Source organism: Leeuwenhoekiella marinoflava DSM 3653 (genome assembly GCF_900129005.1).
In the GTDB taxonomy this organism is placed as follows: Bacteria; Bacteroidota; Bacteroidia; order Flavobacteriales; family Flavobacteriaceae; genus Leeuwenhoekiella; species Leeuwenhoekiella marinoflava.
Map to the genome: position 1 here is coordinate 309,080 of NZ_FQUN01000003.1, position 11,728 is coordinate 320,807.

The following is an 11,728-nucleotide window of genomic DNA, read 5'->3' on the forward strand; positions in this document are numbered from 1 at the left end:
GGATTAGTCTTTTGAAGTTTAATCTTTATTCAGGTCTAAATAAACTCCATTTGTCCACCCGAATCCGTCTTGTGTGGGGTACTCCCCACCACCGGCAACTAAAGTGGTGTCAATAACATTGTATTTTTCTAGCATTTTACCGGTGCGTTTATAAACTCGATCGTTGAGGTGCAACCATCTTGTGCTTATTTCTTCGGCTAGATCATTAAACCCATAAGTTTGAAGTCCGCGTACCGCAAGCCATTGATGTGGAGGCCATCCGTTAGGACTGTCCCATTGTTGCTTATTTTTTACCAAAGAAGTTACGAGTCCACCCGGTTTTAAAAATTGAGTTTTTAAAGTTCTGCTTACGGCTTCAGCTTGTTGAGGAGATGCAACTTTAAAATAAAGCGGATAAACCATCGCCAGTGAAAGAGTTGGTGAAACCATTTCTGAAACTAAATTATAATCTGCATAGGTGTTTTGTGAAGCATCCCATAAATAGGTGTCAATTGCATCTTTACGGTCAGAAGCAGCTTTTACCATTTGCTCTGCACCTTCAATATTTTCATTAAATCTGCGAGCTTTTGCAAGGGTTTCTTCAAGATTATACAGCAATGCATTCAAATCTACCGGAATGATATTTGTAGTTTGGATCGTGACAATATCGTTAGGATCTGCAAACCACCTGCTGCTAAAATCCCAACCGCTCTCACAAGCCGCCGAGATGTTTAAATATACTTCTGAAGCTTCACGGCCAGACTCTTCTGCTGTGGTAATATCTTCAAGATAGCTCTCTGCTCGCGGAGTTTGTGTGTTGCTAAAATACCTGTTGAGCATATGACCGTCAGCTAATTTTACTACGCGACCTGTAGCTCCTTTTTCGGTCAATGCATTCGCGCCTTTCATCCAGAACTCATATTCTTTTTCTAAAGCCTCTTGATATTTTAGATAAACTGTTTTTTCATCTTTAATGCCGGCTAGAAGGTTTACCATTTCGGCAAAAAATGGCGGTTGAGATCTGCTCAAATAATACGTTCGGTTTCCGTTAGGGATAAAACCGATGGTATTTATTTGATACGCAAAATTATCAAGGATATTTTCTATCAATTCGATTTCACCGGCTTCTTTCAGCCCTAAAAGAATAAAATAACTATCCCAATAATATACTTCTTGAAAGCGACCTCCCGGAACAATATAAGCATTGGGTAGGGCTATTCTCGAGCCATTTTCTACGGCATCTGCATCCCGTTTTAAATACGACCACAGCGCATTGATATGCTCGCTTGTAGAACGCGTGGTGTCTGATTCAAAATTTGAAGTGGGCGTTTCGGGTAAGGTGAAATGCTCTAAAACAAAAGATTTAAGGTTAAAACCCTCTTTGCCTTTCTGTGCATTATAATTCTTTAAAATCTCTTCTGATGGAATTTTAGGCTCACAGTCTACAAAAGTCTTTCCATCTGGAAAAATACGATTAGTCTGTACAGCCATGAGTAAATCCCCATAGCGATCAATAGGATTGAGGTTTTTATCAGGAAAATTTACAGCCTGATCTGAAGCATCAGTTTGTGATTCATTTTTACAAGAGGAAAGAATAAGTACCAATAAAAAGGGGAGTATTTTAAAATAATTAGTGACCATAATTTTTACTAGATAATCGAGATTTAAACTTGTCTACCGGCAGGTGCTCCGAGGCTTGTCTCGAAGTTAACAGCTGTTTCCTTTTAATCCTTGCGGGCCTGCTTTTGTCATACAGGCTTTCCCAAGGTCGTTTACTTTTTAAAGCTAAAACGCCCAAAAATTAATCGCTTTGGATAACTTTTGGGCGTTAAATTATATTTGAAAAAGCAGTGTTTACTCTACGATAAACTTCCCTTTCATCACGCTATAGTGACCAGGGAAACTACAGATAAAATCATAAGTTCCAGGCTCTGGAGCTTCAAATTCTATAGTGTCAGATTGACCACCTCCTATCATTTTTGTGTGAACAATTACAGCGTCTGTATCTTCTGGGATATAACCGTTATCACGTGCAGCAGAAGCTTTAGCTCCAAAAGCAGGAATCTCAGTCCCCATAGTTAAAAGCACAAAGTTGTGCCCCATAACTTCTACAGGTTGTTTCCCGGTGTGGCGTAGCGTAAGTTTTACTTTTTTACCGGCAGGAACGCGTATTTCATTTTTATCAAACTGCATCATATCTGTGGCAAGAAGAACAACTTCGGTTACATTCTCGTCAGATTTTTTAGCACTTGAAGACGAAGAAGAACTTGCTCCAATTTTTACAGATTCTTTTTCTTCTTTCTTTTTGTCATCTCCGCAATTCACTAAAATTAAGGAAAGCGCAAAAAGAAGGGTGATTTTTAAAGTTTTCATTAGTATTTATTTAGGTAATCGCTAATATACACAAGATATAAACGCACTGCAAGACTTATCTGTGGCTCTTTTACTCGATAATCGAGATTTAATGCTCTTAGGTTTGTCTCAAAGTTAAAAGCTGTTTCCTTTCGTTGCTTTGTGAGCTTGGCACAAGATGGTTTACTTTTCTATTTATTGGCACCGCCAAAGGGTTTAATACCCCCGAGTCTTGCCGCGAAATTGAAAATTTGTTTCTAACGAATGCCTCGTGGGCTCGCCCCGAGGTAGTTTACTAAAAAAATCTAAGGTTCGTTTTTCATTATAACTTACCTCTTTTAAGGTCATAAAGCCTACGTGACCTCCAAAGGCAGGTGTTTCTAAGAAAAGGTTCTTATTCTGTTCGGCTTCTTTTTTTGGGTAGCATTTTTCATTTAAAAATGAATCGTCAAGCGCATTTATGATTAATGTAGGAATCTTAATGTTAGCTAAAAACTGCTTGCTGCTACTTTTTTTATAATAGTCTAGAGCGTTCTCAAAACCATTGGCAGGTGCTGTGTACAGCTCATCAAAAAGCAAAAGCGACTTTATTTTACGTTTGTTTTCTTTGCTCAGTTCGTTAGGATATACCTTTAATTTTGCATTGTATTTTTTCTTTAGATCTTTAAGAAAAGACCAGCGGTATACCCAGTTGGTTCGTTGTTGTAATGCTCCTAAAGAATCGTAAAGATCCACTGGAGTAGAGACCGCAACAGCAGCTTGTAATAGGTTAGGTCGATCTCGATTTTCACCTAAATATTTTAAAATAATATTGCCACCCAGACTAAATCCGCATAAGTAGATTGCTTTGTATTTATTCTTTGAGACAATATAGTTTATCACATCTGCCAGATCTTCAGAAGCACCGGAGTGATAAGAGCGCATTTTTGTATTGTCTTCGCCGCTACAACCTCTAAGGTTAATAGAAGCGCAGTCAAAGCCATTTTGGTTTAAAATACGAGCTGTGCCTTGCATATAAGGTCTTCTGGCGTGACCTTCAAGACCGTGAACGATGATCGTGATTTTAGAGCTCTTTTTTTCGCTTTGCGAAAAACTAAAGTCTACATCCAGAAAATCTCCATCACTTAGAGTAATGCGTTCTCTGTTGTAATTGACTCCTTTTATGCGTCTTATTTTTGCCGCATAAATGGTATTAAAATGACCGTTTGTAAATGGAGTTTTAGGTTTGTATGTAGACGAGATCAGTGGCATTAATACAATATTTCTCCTTTTGGTTTTATTCCTTGCGGTAAGTCTTTTTCGTCAAGCATATCGCGTAGATCAATTTCTATAGTTCGGCAAAGAGCCGTCATAGGTACATCATTAGCTCTTCCTTCAAAAGGGTCTTCACTATTGTCTCCAATATATTCCATGGTGGTAAAAATCCACATGATTAGAATCGTAAATGGAATCATTTGCAGGAATAAAAGTGAAATTTGTTGCGATGGATGTACCGAATCTGTTACATGAATTTCAAAAATATTGAGTAAGCCTAATGGAAGCAAAAGGACGAAAATCCAAGTAAATAGTTTTGAGAAATAACCATATTGTCTGGGGAACGGTGTGTTTTTAATACGTTCAGACATACCCTGAAAATCATAAAACTTAGCCAGAGCTTCATGAAGTTGCATTTCCTGAAAACCATCTATCACTTTATCTTTTCTGAGACGCTGAATGATTAAACTTTGATTTTTTATAAGATGCGTTGCCGGGTTTTCTCGTTTTTTAATTTCTTCATATTCATCCTGCCCTACAAACTGATACGCTTGATTGCTTTCGATATTTCGTTCTGCGTGACGGTCAAATAAACGTTCTACCAATTTGCCTTCTTGTAATGTCCAAGAACGCGGTTGGCGCAGTTGAACGCGAAGTGCATTTAACCAGGCGATATGCCTGTAGATCAAATCTCTTTTAATTTCTTTTTCAACTTCTTTGTTTTCAAACTCTATGAGGCTCAGTACGCGTATTCCCCAGGTGCGACTCCAGTTCACAATCATTCCCCAGATTTTTCTTCCTTCCCAGAAACGATCATAACTCTGACTGTTTTTAAAACCCAGATAAAAAGATACAGCAATACCAATTACCGTTAGCGGTTCAAAAGGGATATCTATAAATTCCCAACCCAGATCGTGATATAAGTAAAATAGGATAAGCGAATAGATGAGAAAAAACACGAGGTTTTTCCAGGTATAGCGTAGAATAAGTTTCCAGCTAATATTTCTTTTGATGAGCATTGTTGCTTTTTTTGTTTTTAAAGATACTTTGAATGTATAGAATAGTCAGAACTATTAAGGTAAATTTAAAATAGTATGCACGCACAGCACTTTTAGGTATCTTTGTTTTTCTAATTAAGAGGATTATGTATACTAAAGAATTTGAGATACGCTGGAGTGATATAGATGCTAATAGACACCTTGCCAACAGTGCTTATATCAACTTTATGAGCCATACCCGAATGGCTTTTTTAATGGAAAACGGTTTTGGACAACAAGAGATGGCAAAACATAATATAGGTCCGGTAGTTTTCTATGAACATATGTATTACTTTAAAGAAGTCTTTGCCGGGAAGCCTGTGCGTGTTACGCTTCAATTAAAAGGCCTATCAGAAGACGGAATGTATTTTGAATTTGTACATAACTTCTACGATTACAAAGGGCGCAATTTTGCAAGTTGTGAAATGATGGGAGCTTGGATAGATTTAAAAGAGCGTAAACTCATTGCTTTACCAGAGGAACTGTATGAGAATCTTTCGTCATTAGATCATACGGATGATTTTAAAATCATCACCAAAGAGGACACGCGTAAATTTGGTAAAAAGCCAAAAGATTTAAGCTAAGCTTTTTTTACTCGATAATCGAGATTTAAACCTGCCTACCGGCCGGGTGTTCCGAAACGGGTCTCGAAGTCAAAAGATGTTTCCTTTTAATTCCTTGTGGGCTTGTCCAAAGGTGGCTTATTTCGGGTAGAAAGGTAAACCCCGGCAAAAATTAAAAGCGCTGCTCCTGCACGCACCGGCGTCATTTTATCTGCACCTACCAACATTGCAAATATCACAGCAATTACCGGTTGCAGGTAAATAAACGCACCTACGGTAGAAGCTATGAGTGTTTTTAACGCGTACAAGTTGAGTAAATAGGTTGAAAAAGTTGTGCCTACAACCACAAATATCATAATCCATATTGCGCGTAGCGGAAGCTCTAGCCAGTCTACGGCTGTAAATTCTGAAAGCGTAAACGGAAGATTTAAGACCACACCCGTAAGAAAAAACCATTTCATTAAAGTGATGGCTGAATATTTTGAGGTTATAGGTTTTACAAGAATTAGGTAGACGGCATACGTTGCTCCATTTACAAAGAACAGTAAATTCCCTAATGGAATATTAGGAGCATTGGGTTGTTCTGAAGCCCCAAAAAGTACTAGAACCAGAGCGCCAAGCATTCCAGTAAAAATACCAATTGTCTTTATCCAGGTTATTCTTTCCTTTAAAAAAAGCGCCGATAAAATCAATAGAATGACCGGACTCAGCGTAATAATTACCGAACTGTTTATAGGTGTTGACAGGCTCAATCCTTTAAAGAAGGCGAGCATGTTTACAAACATCCCAAAAACGGCACATCCCAGAAAGCGCCAATAATCGACACGCTCAACTTTTTCTGATTTTGTAAATAGGCTTATCGTCCAGAATAGAACAGAAGCTCCCACTACCCGCAATAAAATAAAGCCATAAGCACCTATGTAGTCTGGCATCACCCCTTTAGCAAGTGTGTGATTAATGCCATAAATAGTGCTGGCTCCGGTTGCTGCAGCAAGTGCAAGCACGCGTTTATTCATAAGCTGTTTAAGAATGTATAGCCTCTTTAGCAGCGGCAACGGTCTTTTTGCTGTTGCCAATAAAGATCTGATCGTTATTCACAATCACCGGTCTTTTTAAAAACGTGTAATGCTCCAGAATAAGTTCTGCGAAGTCATCTTCACCAAGATTCTCATTGTTTAAACCACGTTCTCTATACAAACGAGCGCGCTTGTTAAATAAAGCTTCGTAGCTGTCGCTTAAATTATAGAGTTCGTCAAGTTGTTCTTCAGTGATGGGATCTGTTTTGATATCTTGTTTGATAAACGCAGCTGACAATTCAACCTCATTCATAATTCGTTTACAAGTATCGCAGGTAGAGAGGTAATATATTTTTTTCAAAACAACAGATTTTAAAATTTATAATCACTTAAAAAGCCAAACCGTGTATTACTTTTTAAAACACAGTTTGCAGGTACAAAGTAATTGCTTTTCATTGTAAAAAGGTATTTTTGATTAAAATTATACAGATGGCATTCACTTTTGACTACGCTTTAAAAATCACTTATAAAACTCGAGTAATTTTAAAAAACTACCTCGAGACACTTTCTCTCGAAGATTTAAATAAAATACCAGAGGGGTATAACAACAATATTTTTTGGAATATAGCGCACCTTGTGGCTACGCAGCAAATATTGGTTTATAAGTTCTCAAATGTACCGGTGTTAGTTTCTGATGAAATTATCGATAAATATCGAAAAGGTACAAAACCTGAAGCTGATGCTTCTCAAGCAGAAGTAGCTGAAATAAAAGAATTGTTATTCAGTACACTTGATCAGACTGCAACAGATTATGATGCAGGTCTTTTTAAAACGTATAACACCATCACAACATCAATGGATAGTACACTGAGCAATGTTGAGGAGGCGATCTCTTATAACAATTTTCACGAAGGAATCCATTTAGGATCGGTGTTGGCTTTGCGTCACGCTATAGGTTTGGTCTAAGGTATTTTTGCACTTCAGTAATAGGAAATTCTAAAATAATCTGGCCATCTGCATAGGATGCGATCTCATACGGATTGTAAATAAGTATGAGCTTGTCGTCTTTAAAACCTATGTTTTCGGGTAAAGAAAAGCTGTCATTTTCAAAAAAGTACCCCCTGCTGTTGATGTTTTCATCTTCAGCAATACCTTTTTGATTTCTAAACTGAGTTTCGGCAAACTTTAAAAAACCGGCTTGATCAGAGAATAAAGCTTCTTTAGAAAGTTGCTCGTGGGTTTCTTTATCAAAATTGATATAGGTCGTGCTGCCATAACCGTGCGCTCCGCCCCAATAGGAGTAATTGTCAAAAATGATGCTCAATACTTTTTCACTCTCATAGCTTATTTGGGATGTGCTGTTTATGTTATATTCTACGGAAGCTTCGGGAAAATCATTACGATAAGCGCGATAGCTTGTGATAAAATTGTCTAAAGCCTCATCTAGTGTTTTGATATTCGGGATGTCTTCCGGTGAAATACTGAGTGTATTCACGAGTACTTGCTCTACAGCATTATTAATTGTGTCTGAAAAACCACCGTTACCGGAAGCGGTGAGTTTTTCGATTTTTATCACAGGGCAGATACCCTCTTCGCAAGCGTTTAAATTTTCGGGATTATAGGTTTTAGTATCAAATACGAGCGGAGTTTCTTTTTTCTCACAACTGATTAGGATAATAAAAATAGTCAGTATTGAAACAAATTTCTTCAAAGCAAATTTAGTTTTGGTGTTAAACAAAGAATAAAGGTACAAGCAATTTTGGGAATAGGTTTCTTGCTTCCTACATTTACTTCGATAATCGAGATTAAAAATTTAAAACTTGTCCTTTAGATTTAATTTTTTAGATTAAAATCCTGTGGACTTTCCGCAAGGCATCTATGAATAGCAGCAAATAAAGATTAAGATTTATGAAATTCAATACCAAAACCATTCACGGCGGTCAACACAATACAGACCCTGCATACGGAAGTGTGATGCCTCCTATTTATCAAACATCTACCTATGCACAGTCAACGCCGGGTGGTCATAAAGGTTTTGAATATTCGCGAAGTGGAAATCCTACGCGTAAAGCGCTTGAGGATGCTTTAGCAAGTTTAGAGAATGGTGAGTTTGGTTTAGCTTTTGGTTCCGGTCTTGCAGCAATTGATGCAGTTTTAAAGTTATTCAAACCGGGAGATGAAATCATATCTACTAATGATTTGTATGGCGGTTCGTACCGCTTGTTCACGAAAATTTTTGAAGATTTTGGTCTGAAATTTCATTTTGTAAGCATGCAAGATACTGCTGCAATTGAAGCTTCAATTACCGATAAAACCAAGTTGATTTGGGTAGAAACGCCTACAAACCCTATGATGAATATCATAGATGTTGAAGCCGTTGCTCAGGTGGCTAAAGCGCACAAAATTTTGCTGGCGGTAGATAATACCTTTGCGACGCCTTATTTGCAACAGCCCTTAGATTTAGGTGCAGATTTGGTTATGCACAGTGTTACAAAATATCTGGGCGGTCATAGCGATTTGGTCATGGGCGGTCTTATTATAAGAGATAAAGACCTTGCAGATAAACTGTATTTTATTCAGAATGCAAGTGGTGCTGTCTGTGGACCGCAAGACAGTTTTTTAGCGCTTCGCGGAATTAAAACATTGCATGTGCGTATGCAGCGTCATTGTGAAAACGGTAAAGCAGTTGCTGAGTTTTTAAAGAATCATCCTAAGGTGGATAAGGTTTATTGGCCGGGTTTTGAAGATCATCCCAATCACGATATTGCTAAAAAACAGATGAAAGATTTTGGTGGAATGGTTTCATTTACGACCAAAAAAGATTCTCTTGAAGGAGCCATTGAGGTTGTTGAAAAATTAAAAGTATTCACCCTTGCCGAAAGTTTGGGTGGTGTAGAAAGTCTTGCCGGGCATCCTGCTAGTATGACGCATGCCAGTATTCCAAAAGAAGAGCGCGAAAAAACAGGTATTAAAGATTCGTTGATACGTTTAAGTGTAGGTATAGAAGACGCAGAAGATCTTTTAGCTGATTTGAAACAAGCTTTAGCTTAAGAAGCTTGTTTTTTTAAAAATTCAGATAATAGATGTATCCTATGTTTAACCATACTATAGAATCATCGTATTTATTAGGTGAGTAAAACTCAGGATCAGGGTTTAACCCATCAACCCAGTCCGAATGGTATTTATGGTATCTAAATTCTAAATTGAGATCGCTCAATATTGTGAGTTTATAGCGTATACCAATACTTCCGGTAAGTGCCCAGGTGGTACCGGCATTACTACTTATACCTCCCAAATCGCCTCCGTCACCAATAAGGAAGGGGTCAAAGTAAATATCTTGTGGCGTAGCGCCAGGAATATCTTGCACAGATGAATGATTTGGTTTGAATGAAACAAAATGTGCTCCTAAGCTTATATAAGGGGCAATCTTATAAGCGCCAGCTTGAAAGTCTCGTAAGCTTAGTGGAAAGTACTCAAGCTGCATACCTAGCTCAAAAACAAGTGAACTTCCCTTGTGGTCTCTTAAATCTCGACCTTCTGGGGTGTCTTTTTCAGATTCTTTCCCTTCATGGGTAAGTGGGGTATAATGAAGATCAGCTTCAGAACGCAGCTTAAAATGATCATTAAAATAGCGATCTCGGGTGTAACAATTGCAATCTGCTCTATAAGAGAAGTTAAAATAGTGTACAATTCCAATTCCCCAAGCTTGATTGTTTAAATTAGTGTCTGTATCATAACGCAGCCCAAAATCTGATTGAAAAAGTAATGGACCTGCAATAACACCTACTTCATTTGAGAATGTAAGTTGTGCCTTACCTGTGAAAGGTGTTGTTAGACAAAGTGTTAATACCGCAACTAAAATTTTGGTATTCATTAGGTTTGGGACTTAAAGTGAAACAAATATAGTGAAATTGAGCATTTAACCTAAAATAGTCCTTGCATCAAAAATTCTATGATAGATATATTAAAAATGAAGGATCAATATTAAGAATTTCTAAAATTTAGATACTAATTTTTATCAATATCATATATTTGCGCTGCCAAAGGGCATTTAAAATTATAAATTCAAAAAATAATAATATAATGACAGATAGCATTAAAAACTTTGTTGATTCTGTTGCGAAAGCTAATCCTAACGAGCCTGAGTTCATTCAGGCTGTGCAGGAAGTAGCAGAAACTGTTATTCCTTTTATAGAAAAAAATCCTAGATATCAGGGTAAAAAGCTTTTAGAGCGCATGGTGGAGCCAGAGCGCGCTATTTTGTTTAGAGTGCCTTGGGTAGATGATAAAGGAGAAACACAAATTAATAAAGGCTACCGCATTGAATTCAATTCAGCAATTGGACCTTATAAAGGTGGACTGCGTTTTCATCCTTCTGTAAACTTGAGTATTTTAAAATTTTTAGGTTTTGAGCAGGTGTTTAAAAACAGTCTTACGTCATTGCCTATGGGCGGTGGTAAAGGAGGTTCTGACTTTAACCCCAGAGGTAAAAGCGATGCTGAGGTTATGCGTTTTTGCCAGAGTTTTATGACAGAATTATACCGTCACATAGGTCCTAATACAGATGTTCCTGCAGGAGATATTGGAGTAGGTGGTCGTGAGATTGGTTATATGTTTGGTCAATACAAGCGTATCAAAAATGAATTTACCGGAATTTTAACCGGAAAGGGGCTTTCTTACGGAGGATCTAAAATTCGTCCTGAAGCTACCGGTTATGGTAACGTATATTTCACAAAATATATGTTGAATAACATCGGTGAAAAACTTGCCGGAAAAACCGTTGTAATTTCAGGTTCTGGTAACGTGGCGCAGTACGCTGCAGAAAAAGCAACACAACTTGATGCAAAAGTGGTAACACTTTCTGATTCTGATGGTTTTATTTATGACGAGGCCGGTATAGGTAAAGAAAAGCTCGCGTATATCATGGAGATCAAAAATGAGCGTCGCGGCCGTATCAAAGAATATCTAGATAAATATCCTGAAGCAGAATTTCACGAAGGTAAAGCACCTTGGGGAATTAAGTGTGATATCGCATTGCCTTGTGCTACTCAAAACGAGTTGGATAAAGAGGATGCAGAATTGCTCGTTAAAAACGGAGTCATGGCTGTAGGTGAAGGAGCGAATATGCCTTCTACGCCAGAGGCGATTGAGGTTTTCATTAAGGAAAAGATTTTATTCTCTCCGGGTAAAGCCTCAAATGCAGGTGGTGTAGCAACATCAGGATTAGAAATGTCGCAAAACAGCATCAGATATAACTGGTCTGCAGAAGAAGTAGATAAAAAGTTACACGAGATTATGTATGATATTCACAATGCTTGTGTTGAATATGGTAGACAAGAAGATGGATTTGTTGATTATGTAAAAGGTGCAAATGTTGCAGGTTTTGTAAAAGTTGCAGAAGCAATGCTTGCTCAAGGTATTGTTTAAATAATCGAGATTTCATAAAAAGTATTAGTCAAAGGCTTCGGTAATTACCCAAGCCTTTTTTTATATCATAAATTGTACTTTTAACTGCCGTGCTAAATGC

The 11,728-nt window shown here is 37.7% G+C and carries 12 protein-coding genes; 4 read left to right on the forward strand and 8 right to left on the reverse strand.

The window, feature by feature from the left end:
- Positions 1-18: 18 nt before the first annotated feature.
- From treF to BUB91_RS01420, 4 genes are all read right to left on the reverse strand, one after another.
- Complete coding sequence (treF, locus tag BUB91_RS01405; protein ID WP_073096059.1) at positions 19-1,620, reverse strand: alpha,alpha-trehalase TreF; 1,602 nt, start codon at positions 1,618-1,620, stop codon at positions 19-21.
- 213 nt (positions 1,621-1,833) lie between these two features.
- Entirely contained in the window at positions 1,834-2,352 is a 519-nt protein-coding gene (locus BUB91_RS01410) for a plastocyanin/azurin family copper-binding protein (protein WP_073096062.1), read from the reverse strand.
- A 195-nt stretch (positions 2,353-2,547) separates the two neighbouring features.
- Positions 2,548-3,582 carry a YheT family hydrolase gene (locus BUB91_RS01415; RefSeq protein WP_083557799.1) on the reverse strand — a complete coding sequence of 345 codons (1,035 nt, stop codon included), beginning with the start codon at positions 3,580-3,582 and terminating at the stop codon, positions 2,548-2,550.
- Entirely contained in the window at positions 3,582-4,604 is a 1,023-nt protein-coding gene (locus tag BUB91_RS01420; RefSeq protein WP_073096064.1) for a bestrophin family protein, read from the reverse strand. The genes BUB91_RS01415 and BUB91_RS01420 overlap by 1 nt, the downstream gene beginning before the upstream one ends.
- 125 nt (positions 4,605-4,729) lie before the next feature.
- On the opposite strand from BUB91_RS01420, the gene BUB91_RS01425 reads away from it, so the two are divergent.
- Positions 4,730-5,206: an acyl-CoA thioesterase gene (locus tag BUB91_RS01425; protein ID WP_073096066.1), complete on the forward strand. Its 477-nt coding sequence runs from the start codon at positions 4,730-4,732 to the stop codon at positions 5,204-5,206.
- A gap of 86 nt (positions 5,207-5,292) precedes the next feature.
- On the opposite strand, the gene BUB91_RS01430 is transcribed toward BUB91_RS01425, so the two are convergent.
- Positions 5,293-6,201 (reverse strand): DMT family transporter, encoded by a 909-nt coding sequence (locus BUB91_RS01430; RefSeq protein WP_073096068.1) that lies wholly within the window; start codon positions 6,199-6,201, stop codon positions 5,293-5,295.
- Positions 6,202-6,208: 7 nt separating this feature from the next.
- Positions 6,209-6,562, reverse strand: a complete 354-nt coding sequence (locus tag BUB91_RS01435) for an arsenate reductase family protein (RefSeq protein ID WP_073096070.1) — start codon at positions 6,560-6,562, stop codon at positions 6,209-6,211.
- Positions 6,563-6,690: 128 nt separating this feature from the next.
- On the opposite strand from BUB91_RS01435, the gene BUB91_RS01440 reads away from it, so the two are divergent.
- The gene (locus BUB91_RS01440; protein ID WP_073096073.1) at positions 6,691-7,167 is read left to right on the forward strand and encodes a DinB family protein; all 477 of its coding nucleotides are present in this window, start codon (positions 6,691-6,693) and stop codon (positions 7,165-7,167) included.
- Here the strand turns inward: BUB91_RS01440 and BUB91_RS01445 are convergent.
- Complete coding sequence (locus BUB91_RS01445; protein ID WP_128759274.1) at positions 7,151-7,912, reverse strand: DUF3298 and DUF4163 domain-containing protein; 762 nt, start codon at positions 7,910-7,912, stop codon at positions 7,151-7,153. The genes BUB91_RS01440 and BUB91_RS01445 overlap by 17 nt on opposite strands.
- Positions 7,913-8,109: 197 nt before the next feature.
- On the opposite strand from BUB91_RS01445, the gene BUB91_RS01450 reads away from it, so the two are divergent.
- Positions 8,110-9,252 carry a cystathionine gamma-synthase gene (locus tag BUB91_RS01450; RefSeq protein ID WP_073096074.1) on the forward strand — a complete coding sequence of 381 codons (1,143 nt, stop codon included), beginning with the start codon at positions 8,110-8,112 and terminating at the stop codon, positions 9,250-9,252.
- 13 nt (positions 9,253-9,265) lie between these two features.
- Here the strand turns inward: BUB91_RS01450 and BUB91_RS01455 are convergent, their stop codons facing one another.
- On the reverse strand, positions 9,266-10,075 hold the full coding sequence (locus BUB91_RS01455; RefSeq protein WP_073096076.1) for a THC0290_0291 family protein: 810 nt from the start codon (positions 10,073-10,075) through the stop codon (positions 9,266-9,268).
- 209 nt (positions 10,076-10,284) lie between these two features.
- On the opposite strand from BUB91_RS01455, the gene gdhA reads away from it, so the two are divergent.
- Entirely contained in the window at positions 10,285-11,628 is a 1,344-nt protein-coding gene (gene gdhA / locus BUB91_RS01460; protein ID WP_073096078.1) for an NADP-specific glutamate dehydrogenase, read from the forward strand.
- Positions 11,629-11,728 lie beyond the last annotated feature (100 nt).